This window comes from Mycobacterium marinum (assembly GCF_003391395.1).
GTDB lineage: Bacteria > Actinomycetota > Actinomycetes > Mycobacteriales > Mycobacteriaceae > Mycobacterium > Mycobacterium marinum.
The window spans coordinates 1,728,211-1,742,717 of the sequence record NZ_CP024190.1; the positions used below are offsets into that span (position 1 = coordinate 1,728,211).

The following is a 14,507-nucleotide window of genomic DNA, read 5'->3' on the forward strand; positions in this document are numbered from 1 at the left end:
GACCGCATCGTCGACGCGGTGGCGTCGGCCGGGCTCGGATGCCGGCGGTTTGCGCGACGCCCGTGACCAGTGTTTCGCGTCAGGGTGGGGACGTGTTCATTTGCGGTCCTTCGCGGTAGTCAGGCCGAAGACGGTTCGGATGATTCGCGAAATATTTGCATTCGCTCGCGGCTACCAATCCCAACCACGCATCCAAACCTAGGAATCAGGCCCGGATTCCAACAGTCGCAATGGGTGCAGGCCATCAACCGCGCCAACGAACGGGGGATGGATGCTGTAGCCGAGCATCCGGCGAATGTCGTCGGAGACCGCTCGGGCAATTTCGCGCGATATTGACAGGGTGTAGGCCTCCATCGGGCGCAGCCACGGTTCGCAGTACTGGGCGGTGACGGCCAGACGCTCGCTGGTGCTGGTATTGGCGCCACCACCATGCCAGAGGGTACCGACGAAGAAGACGCACGAGCCGGCAGGCATCACGACGGGCAGCACCTGATCGTCCGGGCCCGGCGGACGTCTGCCCCAACGATGGCTGCCGGGGATGACCACCGTGGCGCCATTGTCGGCGGTGAAGTCGTCGATCGCCCAGATCGTCGCAGCCGCCAAGGGTGCCCTGGGCCGCGGAATCGGGTAGAACCCGTCGTCATGGTGGGGTAGCTGCGCGTCTTCTCCGGGCAGAATGTTGATCGCCTGCAATGCCGAAAGCAGGTAGTTGGGCATCAATATCCGATCGAGCACCGCCAGCACCCGTGGATGATCGGCAAGCCGGTCGCACACTCGCGTCCTGCTCAACACGCTGTAGATGCGTTGGGTGCGCCGGCCCTCAAATGAGTTACGTCCGGTGTGCTCGAGCCAGGGTCGCACGACCTCTCGGATCAGCCGGCACTGCTCGGCACTGAGCAGGTTCTCCCAGATGACGAAGCCGTCGCGGTCGAGGGCCGCCATGTCGGCCTCGATGGTCGCGCTGTCGACCGAGCTTCCGCCGCTTGGCGTCCATTTGTAGCGGTGCGCCAGATCGCCCTTGAGGTCTTCCAAGCTTGTGACGGCTTCGTCATCAATGCTCATTGGCACTCGTCCTTTTCCCGCTGGCACCAACGGCGGCCAGCCCTGCGCGGCGACGGCTCGCACCACCACAGTAAGCCGACGATGGCCGGAAATGGGTAAGACCAGGCGGCGGCTGACGGCTCGATCGGTACCCTGGCGCCATGAAGACGTTGCTGTCAGCCCTGTCGCTGGTGATCGCGCTGGCTGGTCCAGCCGCACTTCCGGGCATTATCGCCACGGCCCAGGCCGAACCGGTCATGTTCGAGCCCGACTGGCCCAATCACCAGGAGCAAGCCGAACAAACGATATGCCTGGCTCTGGCGCAAGGCTGGCCACGCACCCAGATTGTCGACGTCGCCGAACACGCAAACGACATCGACCAGACGGGACTGAGCGTGCCTGAGGCCGCCCGGCTGGCCGACACGTGGATCGACGAGGCGCACAACACCCTTTGCCCAACACTTGCCCTGGATTGACCGTTCGGCGGCGCCGCACCTTCTTACTGGCCAGCTATCAGCTGCATACCAACTTCGACTCAGATCTGCGACATTCCCGCGTCCCGCCCTTGTCGGCCCGTGCAATCGCCTGTGTACTCGGTGAGGTCAGGGCTCATCGAATGCCCGGAGATCGGCCGCGATGAGGTCTGCGACAACGCATTCCGGGGAGAGGAGGCAGTGCTTCCATGCGAATAGTTGGTTGGGCAGCGACGGTCGCTGTCCTGGCCGCCTTGAATCCGCTGGCGCCACCGGCACAAGCGGAACCGACCTGTGGGGTCAACCTCAATGCCCCAGAGATCCAGGCAGCGATCAAGTCATTGCCAACCCTGCCGCAGAGCTACCCGTGGGACACCAATCCGCGCAGCTTCGATCCGAGTAGCAACTACAACCCGTGTTCCACACTGTCGGCGGTCATCATCAGCGTTGAAGGCGCGACGGGCAGCTCACCGGACCTCGTTCTGCTTTTTCACAACGGCACCTCCGCCGGTATTGCCACCACAAAGGCGTATTCGTTTACGACGCTGAATGCGGCGAAGACAACCGATGACACGGTGGCCCTCGACTACAAAGACGGCAGAGACGTCTGCACGGCGTGCCCCGGACCGATCACGACGGTGAGGTACGAGTGGAAGGGCGACCACGTCGCGATGTTGGACCCGGCGCCGGCTTGGTGACCCACGCCTGTCGTCAGTCCTGGGTTCGGGCGCCGGTCAGCGACTGGATGGTCTGTATTTCGCTCTCCCGGTAGGGCCGTCCGTCGGGTTGCAGAAGATCGCTGAACCATACCTTCGGGGGCTTGGTGTACGGATGATCCCAGGAATCCCACGGTAGGTAGGTCTGAGTCTTACCGGCGACCAAACCCCAATTGAAGGCGCCGACGTTGCGACGCTTGGCGATTGGTAGCACCCCCTCGACACTGCTGCCCTGGGAGCGCGCCAGGTACTCGGTGCAGATGATCGGCCGCCCCAGCGGCGCAAGTTCGTCGATACGGGCCTCAAAGCCGGCCGGTGCCGCGTAGCTGTGAAATGTGATGACGTCGGCATTGTCGAGCTGGATGCTGGCGATGGTGGAGCGCTTGCCCGGATCCGACCAATTTCCCTGCCAGACACCGCTTGTCAAGGGCTGGCTGGGATCGACCTCGCGCGCCCACTGGAACACCTGGGGGAGTAGCTCCGCGACCCGCTCCAGCTTGTCCTTTCTCTCCACCTTTCGGTACACCTTCGCCGGATTGTCGGGCTCATTCCACAAGTCCCAGCCCAATACGCGGTTGTCGTTGCGGAACTGGTTCAACACTCCAGTCACGTAGCCGTGCAGAACGGCCTGGTAGCTGGGGTCGCCGAGGTGTTCGGCGCCGGGGCTTTGCACCCAACCCGAGTTGTGCACGCCGGGCCTTGGCGCACGCTGCTGACCCAGCTTGGGGAACGGGTCCCAACAGGAGTCGAACAAGACGAAAAGAGGTTTGATGCCGTGGCGTGCCGCGATGGCGACGAATTGTGCCAGCCGAGTCTGAAAGCCCCTTTGATCCGAGGCCCACAGCTGATCGTGCAGGAAGACTCGCATGCTGTTGAACCCGATCAACCGGGCCAAGCCCAGCTCTCTGTCGATGCGCCGCGGATCGTAGGTGGCGGGCTGAAACATCTCGAGCTGATTGATGGCGTTGGCGGTGATGTAGTTGGCGCCGACGATCCAGCCTTGGGTCTGGTACCAGGTGTTGGCGCGCTCAGCCGACCACCGGCCTGCCACAGCGGTGGCGCGGGGGGTCTGGGCCAGCGCGGCGCCGGCCGCCAGCAGCAGCGGCAGTTTGAGAGCCGTTCGACGTTGCACCAAGTGACGATAATTTCGCGGGCGATCTGTCCGGTCTTGCGCGCTGACGTGTCTAGGCATGCTTATCGATTCGCAACAACCTGGGATTGCAAATTGTTATCTCCTGAACACCATCCAGGCTACCCGGCCGGCGGGGTGAAGTCTCGGCGCAACGCCGTGGATTGTCTTGTGCCACACCGGCCGAGCGCACTGTGTAGGATGGCGTGAGCGTCTTGTCGAAGACGTCTCGGGAGACTCTGTGGTGCCGCGCGTCTGCGCGCTCAGTTTGGCGCGGCTACCGCGTCGCCGAAGCCGGGCCCGGCTTCGGGTGTGACATTGCGTGCGGTGATCTCCTCGCCGCAGTGGGCGCAGATCAGGCGCGGCTCGACGAACTGGCCGCAATGGTGACGCAACACAATCGGTGGGCCGTCGGGGTTCGGCAAGTGCTTGTCTCCCCACTGCATGAGGACGACGATCGCGGCGAACAGTTCGTGGCCGGTGTCGGTCAGCCGGTACTCGTGGCGCTCCGGATCCTGGGAGTAAGGCACCCGGTCCAGCAGGCCCGCATTGACGAGCATCCGCAGCCGCGATGACAGGGTGGGGCGCGGAATGTTGAGGTTGCGGGCGAGCTGGCCGAAGCGCTGCACGCCGAAGAACGCCTCGCGCAGGATCAATAGGGTCCAGCGCTCGCCGACCAGCTCGAGGGCACGGCCAACCGACTCCCCTTCGAAGCGGTGGGACAGATCGGCGGCGCCCATAGTTCAACAACTGTACCCGGTTCAATTTCTGAACCATGGTGGTAACTTGACGGAACCGCCGTCATTACCAGGAGTCCTGATGAATCAGCCGGACCTGAGCGCCGCACCACTGCGCAGAGCAGATAGCGAGATGGAGAACCTCGCCGAGAAGATCGCCCTGACGGCGCGGGAGATGTCGGCGGAGATCGACCGCGATCGCAGACTGCCCGACGAATTGGTGGCGCGGCTTGGCGAGGCAGGATTGCTGCGCGCCACGATGCCGCGCGAGGTACAGGCGGCGGAGCTGGCCCCCGGACCGGCGCTGCGGTGTGCCGAGGCGGTGGCGCGCGGCGATGCTTCAGCGGGATGGTGCGTGTCGATCGCGATCACCAGCGCGTTGTTGGTCGCCTATCTGCCGGCGTCCAGTCGCGACGAAATGTTTGGTGCCGGGCGAAGTGTCGCCGCGGGTGTGTGGGCGCCGCGCGGTAAGGCGAAGTCTGTCGACGGCGGTGTTGTGGTGTCCGGGCGCTGGCCGTTCTGCAGTGGGATCAACCACGCGGACGTGATGTTCGCCGGTTGCTTCGTGGAGGGTCAGCCGGTGCCATCGGTGGTGGCGCTACCCAAAGACGATCTGCGCGCCTTGGACACCTGGCACACCCTGGGGTTGCGCGGTACCGGCAGTCACGATTGCGTTGCCGAGGAGGTCTTCGTCCCCGCCGATCGGGTGTTCTCGGTGTTCGACGGTCCCACCATTGACAGGCCGCTGTATCGCTTCCCGGTGTTCGGCTTCTTTGCGCTGTCGATCGGGGCGGCGGCGCTGGGCAACGCGCGCGCCGCGATTGACGACCTGGTCGAGTTGGCCGGCGACAAGAAAGGGCTGGGGGCCAAGCGCACCTTGGCCGAACGGCCGGCCACCCAAACGGCGGTCGCGACGGCCGAGGCGGCGCTCGGTGCGGCGCGCGCACTGTTTTACGAGGCGATCGACTCGGCCTGGCAAGCTAGCCACAATCCCGACCCGGTGCCGGTGGCGCTGCGCAACCGGCTACGGCTGGCGGCCACCCACGCGGCGCGGACCTCTGCCGACGTCGTGCGCATCATGTATGACCTGGCGGGGAGCAGCGCGATCTACGATGGCTCACCACTGCAACGCCGGTTTCGCGACGCGTTTACCGCTACCGCCCATTTCCAGGTCAACGAGGCATCCCGCGAACTGCCGGGGCGCGTCTTGCTCGGCCAGCACTGCGATACCTCGATGCTGTGACCGATTTAGAAGTCGCCCTACCGTTTTGGCTGGACCGGCCCGACGACGAGGCGATGGAGGTGGCGCTGGCGGCGTCGAACGCCGGTTTCGACGTGCTGTGGGTTGGGGAAATGGCCACCTACGACGCGTTTGCCCTTGCCACCGCGATAGGGCTGGGTGCACCCGGAATGGGCTTGAAGATCGGACCGCTGGCCGTCGCCGTTCGCGGCCCGGTGGGGCTGGCGCTGGGCGTCAGTTCGGTCGCCTCTCTCACCGGTAGCCGGGTCGATATCGCCCTGGGCGCCTCCAGCCCGGCGATAGTGGCCGGTTGGCATGATCGGCCCTGGGCACGCCACGTGCCGGTGATGCGGGAAACCATTGAATGCCTGCGGTCGATACTGGGTGGGGCGCGCGTCGACTACCACGGGCGCCATGTCGCCAGCCACGGCTTCCGACTGCGCAACCCGCAGCCGGAGGCTCGAATTGCGTTGGGGGCCTTCGGCCCTGGCATGATTCGCCTGGCGGCAAGGCACGCCGATGAGGTGGTGCTCAACCTCGCATCGCCGGCTCGGGTGGCAGAGGTTCGTCACGCCATCGACTCCGCGGCCGCCGCGGCGGGTCGCGCCGCACCGCGGCTGACGGTATGGGTGCCCGTTGCCGTTGATCCCGGTGCCGCCGCGCACGCTCAGCTGGCGGCGCAGCTGGCGGTCTATCTCGGCCCGCCTGGCTACGGCGAAATGTTCAGTGCACTGGGCTTTGACCGCCTCGTCGGCGCCGCGCGCGCCGGGGCGAGCCGTCGAGAGTTGGCTGCCGCCATCCCCGTCGAACTGCTCGAGCAGGTGGGGGCATTGGGCACCGCCGAGCGAGTCGCGGCCCGGCTGCGGGACTATGAAGAGGCTGGCGCGGACTGCCTGGCGCTGGTGCCCTGCACTGCCGAAGATCCGGCGGGCCGGGCAACGCTGAACGCACTGTCGAGGAAGGGTGAATCGTGACGCTGGTCAATACCGTGTGCCGGCTGGCCGCGCGCCCGATCGGCTTGCCCAAGCCATCGGACTGGGAGGTCGCCGAAGAACCCGTTGGCGGTCCGGCCGATGGGGAGTTTTTGGTGCGCGTTGAATATCTGTCGGTCGATCCGGCGATGCGGACGTGGATGAACGCGGGGCGGTCCTACGTGGCACCGGTGCAGATCGGCGAGGTGATGCGCGCGGGCGGCATCGGGCGCGTGATCGATTCTCGCCACCCGGATTTCGCGGCCGGCGACGAGGTGTACGGAATGTTCGGGGTGCAGCGTTACGCGCATTCCGACGGTAGCGGTGTGACGCGCGTGGACACCACCCTCGCGCCGGCCCCGGTGCATCTGGGCGCCCTGGGCATCAGCGGTATAACGGCCTACTTCGGGCTCCTCGACGTCGGTCGCCCGCAACCCGGTCAGACCGTCGTCGTCTCCGGAGCCGCCGGTTCGGTGGGCAGCATCGTCGGACAGGTAGCCCGGATTGTGGGCTGCCGGGCGATCGGCATCGCCGGCGGTGAGCAGAAATGTCGTTGGCTGGTAGATGAGCTTGGCTTCGACGCCGCCATCGACTACCAAGCCGGGGATCTGCGCCTTCAGCTGAAGATGCATGCCCCTAACGGCATTGACGTCTTTTTCGACAACGTCGGGGGAGAGGTGCTCGAGGCGGGGTTGTCACGTCTGGCCCGCGGAGCGCGTGTCGTAATTTGCGGAGCCATCTCCCAGTACAACGCCGCCGGGGAGCTGCACGGGCCGGCCAACTACATGCAGTTGCTGGTCGCACGCGCCTCGATGACCGGGTTCGTGGTCTTCGACTACGCGGATCGATATGGCGAAGCCGTTGGGCAGCTAGCGAATTGGCTGGCTAGCGGTGAGCTGCGCGCCCGCGAGCAGGTGGTTGCGGGCGACGTCGGCGACTTTCCTGAGGCGCTGTTGGCGCTGTTTCGGGGTGAGAACACCGGCAAACTCGTGCTCGCGCTGCGCTAGCGATCCGGACGGATCGGACCGTCACGATAGCGGCCATTCATGGACTGGGGCCCCGCTGCGCGCGTGCTCGACGTATCGCCGGGTCATCTCGTGCAGCGCCGAGATGCGTTCCAGTCCGCGTTCTTCGAGGCGGCGCACCGTCTCCGTCTGCCAGGCCGCGCCGGTGCGGCCGCTGCGAACCCGCGCTTCGATGACACCGAGGTACCGGTCGCGGTCGTGGGCGTCCACGCCCCACGCGTCGAGTCCGGTCGCGGCGGCGGGCAACAGGACATCTCGGGTGAGCTGCGCTGCGGGCTGGTCGGTGCCCTGCCAACTCAATTGCGCCGCCAGCCCGTCGCGTGCCGCGCGGTGCAGGTCTCGCTCGGCCACCGCGAAGGGGATCTGTTCCCACGGAGTGCGGTCACTGTCTGCGATTGCGCGCACCAGCCCGTAGTAGAAGGCGGCATTGGCGACCATGTCGACGGCGGTGGGCCCGCTGGGCAGCACCCGGTTCTCGATTCGCAGCTGCGGGCTGCCGCCCTGGACGTCGTAAACGGGGCGGTTCCACTGCCACACCGTGCCGTTGTGCAGCCGAAGCTCATGGAGCACCGGAGCTCGCCCTGCCTCGAGGGCAGCGTCGGGATCTTCTGCCTCCAGGGTTGGGAACAGCGGCGGGTACTCGCGCACCAGGTGGTCGAAGAGGTCCACGGGGTCGCTGATCCACCCCTCCCCGAGCCGGACGCGCGCCGGTGCGCTGGCCTTGACCTCGCTGGGGCGGCGGGAGTCGAGTAGCTGCTCCACCAGCGTGATTCGGGTCTCCTGCCAGGCGTGCCGGCCGAGCAGGAAGGGGGAATTGGCGGCCACCGCGACCTGCGCTCCGGCGATCAGTTGGGCCGCGTTGAAGTAGGCCGCAAATCGGTCCCGGTGCGCCCGCAAGTGCAGCTGCAGGCTGGTTGCGGAGGCTTCGGGCGCGACCGAGTCGGTGGTGAATTCGACCGGCTCGGGTGCGTCGCTGATGTGCACTCGGAACGGCCGGTGTCGAGCGGTGCGGATGCGGCGGCTCAGCAGCTCGTAGCGCGGGTTGGTGGAGAGCCGTTCGGCGGTCATGTGGTCGGCGCTCAGGGTGGGAAGCATGCCAACCGCGATCAGGCGGGTGCCCAGGCTTTCGATCCGCGCGCCGGACCCGTCGAGCACGTCGGCAAGAAGTTGTTCGCTGTCCCGGAGCACGTGGCCCGTTAGCGGGTGGGGCGGCAGGTTCAACTCGACATTGAACTGGCCAAGCTCGTGCTGCATATCGGTTCGGTCCAAGGCCTGTAGAACCGCGTCGTTGACCAGTCGCGGCCGGCCCAGCGGGTCCACCAGGTCGAGTTCCACCTCCATGCCGATGGTGTCTTCGTGGCCGGCAAACCAGCCGGCCTCGACCATTTGCCGCAACACCGTGACTGAACGCGTGAGCCGGCGCCGGACGTCATCTCCGTGCCCGAGAACCAACGCGGACGCGTCGATGCGATCACCCACGGGCCTACCTTCCCTCCCGCACACCCGGCCATCAGTTGCTTCTGCCGGTATACCTAATTCGCAAACTAGGCGTCATCGCGGGGTTTGGCGACTCGGACCCCGGATTGGGTGTGGGCGCCCACGGAAGGCCAGCACATACGCCACTCCCGCTCGCTGATCCCGCCGAGCGCCGTGCGGTCGGGTTCTTCGGTGGCATCGGGCGCGCGGCGCCTCGCGGCGATCGTGTCCTCGGCACGGCGCACCGAGTCCATGAACTCCAGGACCGCCGCCCGCAGCTCGCCTTCCGCATCGATGTCAGGTGACACCAAGACGGAGGTGAGCCTCGCCGGGACCAGGTCCATCGGCAGGCCAGCCCTGACTGCGCGTTCGATCACCTTCTGGGCCAGAGCCAACGCGGGCTGACCATGAAACAGATCGTGCATCACCGAGCCCGCCTGTTTGTCTGCCTTTTTGCCCTTCTCCCACTGCGCCACCTGCTCCTGGAATGAGGGCGAATTGCCCGCCAGCACTCCGCGGCGCCGGTTGCCCAGCTTGCGTATCAGGGTGTCGGCCACGTCATCGATGGTGAAGGGTCGTCGCGGCGCGTCCTGCGCGATCCGAGCCTGGAAAAGTACCTGCAGGAGCAAGGCGCCGAGTTCTTCGCGTAGCTGGTCGGCATCTGCGCTACGCAACGCATCCAGCAGCGCATAGGTTTGGCTCAGCAAATAGCGGCTAACCGAGACGTGGGTCTGCGCGGCTTCCCACGACCCCGCTGTGCGTAGTTCGTCCATTGCCGCAACGGCATCGATCAGGCGCTCACCGCACTGTGGGTGCGGTATGGAGATCAGCCGGTCACCGGCGGCCAAACGTGCCGTAATCGCAGGATGTGTGGGATCGGAGGACAACAACACGGTGGCGTTGCCTCCGGCGCGCACGGGGCGCGCCGCGGGCAGCAGCCGAGTCAACGCGGCCGGTACTTCCTCGGTGTACTGCACCTGCTGCCGCAGCACCTTGAGGGCTTCCATTGGTACCAGCAAATGATGTGGGTCAATCAGTACGACAGTCATCACACAGCCGGCTTCACGTTCGACGGTGACATGGCAGCCGTTGCGGCCACTGCAGTTGGCGCTGATTCAACCCGCGTCGGGGAGCCTCATGATGCCCGCCGCCAGGCGCCCAACACCGCTTCGATGATGGCCGTGCGGTGGGCCGCGGTGGACACCGTGGCATCGAGCCAACGCACCCTGCGGTCTCGCCGAAACCACGACCGCTGCCGTCGGACATAGCGTCGAGTGGCCAGACAGGTTTGTTGGCGCGCACGATCCAGGGCTTGAGTGTCTGCGCCGGCCTTGAGCGCCTCCATGACTTGGGCGTACCCCAACGCGCGTGCAGCGGTGACCCCCCTGGCCAGGCCGCAGGGGAGTAGCGAGATCACCTCTTCGATCAGACCTCGATCGAACATGGCTTTGGTTCGTGCCGCTAGCCGTTCATCAAGAACCTTTGTCTCGCAATCTAATCCGATGATCGCGCTATCCCAGCGAGGGCTGCCGATACGTGGAGCGGAGGCGGTATACGGGCGACCGGTGATTTCGACCACTTCCAGCGCACGCACCGTACGGCGGGCGTCGTTGAGCGGGATGACTGCGGCCGCGGCAGGGTCGCGGCGGACCAGCTCGGCATGCAACCTGGCCGGCCCGACCTGAGCGAGACGTCGCTCCCAGCGGGCTCGGATCGCTGGGTCTTTCGCCGGAAAGGCCCAGTCATCGAGCAGCGACTGGACGTAGAGCATCGAGCCCCCGACCAGCAGCGGCAGCGCTCCGCGTGAGGCGATCGCTTCGATGTCAGCGGCAGCCGAACGCTGGTAGCCCGCGACAGTGGCGGTTTCGGTGACGTCGAGCACGTCGAGTTGGTGATGCGGTATGCCGCGGCGCTGGGCCAGCGGCACCTTGCCGGTGCCGATATCCATGCCGCGGTAGAGCTGGTACGCGTCGGCGTTCACGATCTCCACGGCGATCTTGCCGCTGAGTCGGTCCGCAATCTCGATCGCTAAGTCTGACTTGCCGGTTCCCGTTGGTCCGATGATCGTTAGTGGTCTCATATCCTCTGCCTGCTATCTCGCCTCAACAGCGCCTGTCGGAGGGTCAGCAGTGGGGCGAATCGATGTCGGCATGCGTGCCATCCTGTGCTCCCCTGCGGTGGTCCTGCTTGCTAGCGGTGACACCACAAGGGTTGCGTTCGGCGGCCGCGCTGGGATCAGTCAAATGGCCTAATAATGCGCATGGGTCCGCTCTGAGACGCTGGCCTCCCCAGACGACGCGAACGCCGACCGAGTTGATGGGCAGAGGTTGCTGAATGCGCTTTCGACGTCGGTCGTGACGATGAGCCGATCGATCGCGGCGGTGCGCACGAAGCCTTGCTGCCGCAGTTCTTCGAGCCAGTCGAGCAGTCCGCGGTAGTGTCCGGCGGGGTCCAGCAGGACTACGGGCTTGTGATGTATGCCGAGGCTGGCCGCGGTCCAGCATTCGAGCAGCTCTTCGAGGGTGCCCAGACCGCCGGGCAGCGTCAGGAACCCGTCAGCGCGTTCGCCCATGAGGTGTTTGCGTTGGGTGAGTGTGTCGGTGACGATCAGCTCATCGGCACCGAGGTCAGCAAGTTCGGATTGCAGGAGAATTCTCGGGATTACGCCTGTGGTGTGGGCTCCGGCGGTTCTGGCCGCGCGGGCCACCGCGCCCATCATGGCGATGGTGCCGCCTCCAGAGATCAATCGCCATCCGCGTCTACCGATTTCGGTGCCCACGGCGGCGGCCAGGCTCAGGTCGGCGGGGTTGTCGCCGCCGGAAGCGCAGTAGACGCAAATCGTCGGACGGCCATCGGTCCGAGCGCGCCAGGCAGGTCTGGGCCCAGCCGCAACGAATCCCGCCTCCTCGAGCAATCCGGTCACCCGCGCGGATTCGTCGGCGTCCAGCAGGGAGCCGCCGCTGTGCAGGTCGTAGATTCGGCTGGCCGTGCGTTGTGCCGGCAGGTCTCGAGTCACAGACCGTCCTCCAGTACCTTCCTCGAACTGATCAGAAGTTGTCCGCTGACGCGGGTCAACTTGTCGTGGATCACGCAACTTTGGGCGATCGCCGGCTTGGTACCGGGCCGAGTGTTGATTTCGATCAGATAGGCAGATGCCTCGATCACGCCGGCACTACGCGACGCCAAGTCGATCATCGACAACCAGTGCCGTCGTTGAATCGCATCCCCAGCTCTGCTGTCCCACTTCAGCAGGGCTTTCTCGATTGCTGCGCGTGTCGACACCGGGCCGGCACCGGGGATGTGCTCGAACGTGGCGTCCTTGGTGAACGTCTTTGCGTGGGAGCCGATGTCGCGGAGGTCCAGTAGCCTCATCTGCCGTGCGTAAAACTGCTGCACCTCCGCGTACAGGCAGCTGTGCAGCGCCTTGCCCCGCGGCCAGGAGAACAAGCGCAAGCGGTTCGCTGACGGGATCACGCCGCCGTCACTGCCTTCAGGTGCAACAGCGCGGGCAACACGATGTTGGTGTGGCGGTGCAGTTGGGTCCTCTCGGTCAATGTCAGCCGTGGTAGCCGACGCATCAGAGTTCCCACTGCGATCTGGCATTCGAGGCGGGCCAAGCGTGCCCCAAGGCAGTAATGAATTCCAGCGCCGAACATGACCGCTGCGCCTCGGGCACGGGTGATGTCGAATCGGTCCGGCTCCTCGAACACCTTCGGATCCCGGTTGGCTGCGCCTACGAAGGCGATCACCGGTTGCCCCGCACGAATGTGCGCGCCGCCGAGTGTGACGTCTTCGATGGGCTTGCGTGCCGCCGTGGACTGAACCGAGCCGTTGAAACGCAAACTCTCGTTGACCGCAGCTGCCATCAGCTCCGGATGCGCCCGCAGCAATGCCAGCTGGTCAGGGCGCGTCCACAGATCCGCGATCATGTTGCCGATCTGCGCAACCGTCGTCCCGTGTGCGGCGAACATGAGCTGCACACAAAGGGCCAGTAGTTCTTCGTGCGTCAGCTGACCGGCCTCGCGGGCCGCGATCAGGGCGCTGATCAGCCCCGGTCGTAACCGATCGTGGCTGGCCGCGGCGGTCTCGAAGAACCACAACATGTTCGCGGCGGCATCGTCGGCTCTCGCTATGGCCGCAGGTTCCTTGCGCAGATCGAACCCATCGCCAAACCGAGAGACCCACACCGGAAGGTCCGGATGCAACTCGTCGGCGGTCAAGCCCAGCATCGCTGCTATCAATATCATTGACAGAGGAACGGCATAGTTGTCGATCACGTCGAACGCAGTCGCCTCCTCGAGCCCGTCGATCAGCCGATCCGCGGCCTTGGCCGCGATCATCCGGTAGGACTCGATTGCCGAAGGTGTGAACGTGGGCGCCACGATGGAACGCAGACGCCCATGATGGGGCGGATCCAGTGACAGCAACAGCCGACCCGACAATTCGGCGAAACCGCGGGGCGCGCCAAACACTCGCCCGGATGCCAGAGGATCGGCCGGAACCAATTTGCGGCGAAACCGAGGGTCCCTCAGCATCGCAACGACATGATCGTGTCGAAACAGGTACCAGCATCCGTTGTCGCCGGGTTTGAACGGTTGTCCCCAATGCACCGGATCCGCCTGACGATAGGTCGCGTACACCGCGTACGGATCGTCGCGCAGCTGCTGATCGTGTGGGTCGAAACGGGCCAACATGGTGTCTGTCACATGCCGTAGGGCGGGGCCGGTTGCCTACGCGATGGCGTTGATCCCAGCCGGGATGGACAGTCGTGATCGGTCACGGTTCGCCTGGCGTCTTGAACGAAAACAACTCGTATGTCATCAGCCGCTGCGCAAATGCCGAATGCATCAACTCTTCGGTGCCGGTCAGGTGCGCCGACTCCAGCCGTGTCTTCCAGTATGGGACGGTGAGTCCGGTCAAATCCACCCGCCGACAAGTGATCAACCCGGCCTCGTCTGCCGCTCGCCGGTAGTCGGCCGGCTCGTGAATGTTCGTGCAGTATTGGTCATCGACGCGCTGCTTGACGCTTTCGGCGGCCCGACCCCGGCCCGCGCACCACGCGATCACTACGATTTGCCCACCCGCGAGCAGCACTCGGCCAAACGTGGTGAACATCAACCCCAGATCATCGACGTGCTCAGTGCTTTCGCACGCCCACACGGCTTGATAGCGGTGTCGGATCTGGCCGGAACCCAAGCGGCGGTCAACCTCGAGCATGTCGCCGACCCTGAACCTGACCTGGTCTTCCACGCCGCGCACCAGGGCCGTTGCGGCGGCGAACCGCGCCTGCTCAGGCGACACTGTCACGCCTTCCACGGCACACCCGAACCGCTGGTGAATCATGATCGCGCCGCCCCCGGCCCCACAGCCGGCATCTAGCACGGTGCCATCCGAAGGCGGTTTACCGAGGAACTTCAGGCCAAAGCTGACCAGCTCGGCCTCGGAGCGGTGCAACCAGTCCAGCCGATCCTTCTCCTGCATCGGCGCCGGACCGTCCGGCAGGTCGATGCCGTTGTGATTGAAAAACAATCCATCACGCGACGCGAGCATTGCGTTGAGCCCATCGCAATCGCGGGTCTTCCGGTCGTAGAGCGCGGCAATGGACGTCCGCCGCGCTTCACTCAAGCCGGTTACGATCTCACCAGTACTCAAGTCGATCACCCTCCCTCACTTGAAAACACCAATCGCCCAATGCTGTT

15 protein-coding genes are annotated in these 14,507 nt (G+C 65.4%); 5 read left to right on the forward strand and 10 right to left on the reverse strand.

What is annotated here, in order from left to right; genetic code table 11:
• Positions 1–198: 198 nt before the first annotated feature.
• Positions 199–1,062: a phytanoyl-CoA dioxygenase family protein gene (locus CCUG20998_RS07295; RefSeq protein ID WP_036457443.1), complete on the reverse strand. Its 864-nt coding sequence runs from the start codon at positions 1,060–1,062 to the stop codon at positions 199–201.
• Between the two features lie 140 nt (positions 1,063–1,202).
• Between CCUG20998_RS07295 and CCUG20998_RS07300 the strand changes: the two genes are divergently transcribed.
• Both CCUG20998_RS07300 and CCUG20998_RS07305 read left to right on the forward strand, forming a co-directional pair.
• Positions 1,203–1,517: a hypothetical protein gene (locus CCUG20998_RS07300; RefSeq protein ID WP_012393388.1), complete on the forward strand. Its 315-nt coding sequence runs from the start codon at positions 1,203–1,205 to the stop codon at positions 1,515–1,517.
• A 206-nt stretch (positions 1,518–1,723) separates the two neighbouring features.
• Positions 1,724–2,212, forward strand: coding sequence for an LppP/LprE family lipoprotein (locus CCUG20998_RS07305; protein ID WP_015354998.1), 489 nt, complete (start codon positions 1,724–1,726; stop codon positions 2,210–2,212).
• Between the two features lie 13 nt (positions 2,213–2,225).
• Here the strand turns inward: CCUG20998_RS07305 and CCUG20998_RS07310 are convergent, their stop codons facing one another.
• Entirely contained in the window at positions 2,226–3,362 is a 1,137-nt protein-coding gene (locus CCUG20998_RS07310) for a cellulase family glycosylhydrolase (RefSeq protein WP_020727121.1), read from the reverse strand.
• Between the two features lie 260 nt (positions 3,363–3,622).
• Positions 3,623–4,099 (reverse strand): winged helix-turn-helix transcriptional regulator, encoded by a 477-nt coding sequence (locus CCUG20998_RS07315; RefSeq protein WP_012393391.1) that lies wholly within the window; start codon positions 4,097–4,099, stop codon positions 3,623–3,625.
• Positions 4,100–4,178: 79 nt separating this feature from the next.
• On the opposite strand from CCUG20998_RS07315, the gene CCUG20998_RS07320 reads away from it, so the two are divergent.
• The 3 genes from CCUG20998_RS07320 to CCUG20998_RS07330 are packed head-to-tail and all read left to right on the forward strand — an operon-like array spanning position 4,179 to position 7,314.
• Positions 4,179–5,339, forward strand: coding sequence for an acyl-CoA dehydrogenase family protein (locus CCUG20998_RS07320; protein WP_020732303.1), 1,161 nt, complete (start codon positions 4,179–4,181; stop codon positions 5,337–5,339).
• On the forward strand, positions 5,336–6,310 hold the full coding sequence (locus tag CCUG20998_RS07325; RefSeq protein WP_020732304.1) for an LLM class F420-dependent oxidoreductase: 975 nt from the start codon (positions 5,336–5,338) through the stop codon (positions 6,308–6,310). Before CCUG20998_RS07320 ends, CCUG20998_RS07325 begins: the two co-directional genes overlap by 4 nt.
• Complete coding sequence (locus CCUG20998_RS07330; protein WP_020732305.1) at positions 6,307–7,314, forward strand: NADP-dependent oxidoreductase; 1,008 nt, start codon at positions 6,307–6,309, stop codon at positions 7,312–7,314. Before CCUG20998_RS07325 ends, CCUG20998_RS07330 begins: the two co-directional genes overlap by 4 nt.
• 21 nt (positions 7,315–7,335) lie before the next feature.
• Here the strand turns inward: CCUG20998_RS07330 and CCUG20998_RS07335 are convergent, their stop codons facing one another.
• From CCUG20998_RS07335 to CCUG20998_RS07365, 7 genes are all read right to left on the reverse strand, one after another.
• Entirely contained in the window at positions 7,336–8,811 is a 1,476-nt protein-coding gene (locus CCUG20998_RS07335; protein WP_020732306.1) for a glutamate-cysteine ligase family protein, read from the reverse strand.
• 65 nt (positions 8,812–8,876) lie between these two features.
• Positions 8,877–9,857: a nucleoside triphosphate pyrophosphohydrolase gene (locus CCUG20998_RS07340; RefSeq protein ID WP_020732307.1), complete on the reverse strand. Its 981-nt coding sequence runs from the start codon at positions 9,855–9,857 to the stop codon at positions 8,877–8,879.
• An 86-nt stretch (positions 9,858–9,943) separates the two neighbouring features.
• A complete protein-coding gene (gene miaA / locus CCUG20998_RS07345) occupies positions 9,944–10,888 on the reverse strand; it encodes a tRNA (adenosine(37)-N6)-dimethylallyltransferase MiaA (protein WP_020732308.1) in 945 nt (314 codons plus the stop codon).
• Between the two features lie 168 nt (positions 10,889–11,056).
• Entirely contained in the window at positions 11,057–11,824 is a 768-nt protein-coding gene (locus tag CCUG20998_RS07350) for an LOG family protein (protein WP_020732309.1), read from the reverse strand.
• Positions 11,821–12,282 carry a nuclear transport factor 2 family protein gene (locus CCUG20998_RS07355; RefSeq protein ID WP_012393399.1) on the reverse strand — a complete coding sequence of 154 codons (462 nt, stop codon included), beginning with the start codon at positions 12,280–12,282 and terminating at the stop codon, positions 11,821–11,823. The genes CCUG20998_RS07350 and CCUG20998_RS07355 overlap by 4 nt, the downstream gene beginning before the upstream one ends.
• Positions 12,279–13,514, reverse strand: coding sequence for a cytochrome P450 (locus tag CCUG20998_RS07360; RefSeq protein ID WP_231389863.1), 1,236 nt, complete (start codon positions 13,512–13,514; stop codon positions 12,279–12,281). Before CCUG20998_RS07360 ends, CCUG20998_RS07355 begins: the two co-directional genes overlap by 4 nt.
• A gap of 70 nt (positions 13,515–13,584) precedes the next feature.
• Positions 13,585–14,433, reverse strand: a complete 849-nt coding sequence (locus tag CCUG20998_RS07365; RefSeq protein WP_231389864.1) for a methyltransferase domain-containing protein — start codon at positions 14,431–14,433, stop codon at positions 13,585–13,587.
• Between the last annotated feature and the right edge of the window lie 74 nt (positions 14,434–14,507).

Bases quoted from the DNA above. Each gene is read 5' to 3' on its own strand.
- CCUG20998_RS07320 (WP_020732303.1), top strand. From the start codon at position 4,179: ATGAATCAGCCGGACCTGAGCGCCGCACCACTGCGCAGAGCAGATAGC.
- CCUG20998_RS07305 (WP_015354998.1), top strand. From the start codon at position 1,724: ATGCGAATAGTTGGTTGGGCAGCGACGGTCGCTGTCCTGGCCGCCTTG.
- CCUG20998_RS07300 (WP_012393388.1), top strand. From the start codon at position 1,203: ATGAAGACGTTGCTGTCAGCCCTGTCGCTGGTGATCGCGCTGGCTGGT.
- CCUG20998_RS07315 (WP_012393391.1), bottom strand. From the start codon at position 4,099: ATGGGCGCCGCCGATCTGTCCCACCGCTTCGAAGGGGAGTCGGTTGGC.
- miaA (WP_020732308.1), bottom strand. From the start codon at position 10,888: ATGAGACCACTAACGATCATCGGACCAACGGGAACCGGCAAGTCAGAC.
- CCUG20998_RS07295 (WP_036457443.1), bottom strand. From the start codon at position 1,062: ATGAGCATTGATGACGAAGCCGTCACAAGCTTGGAAGACCTCAAGGGC.
- CCUG20998_RS07340 (WP_020732307.1), bottom strand. From the start codon at position 9,857: ATGACTGTCGTACTGATTGACCCACATCATTTGCTGGTACCAATGGAA.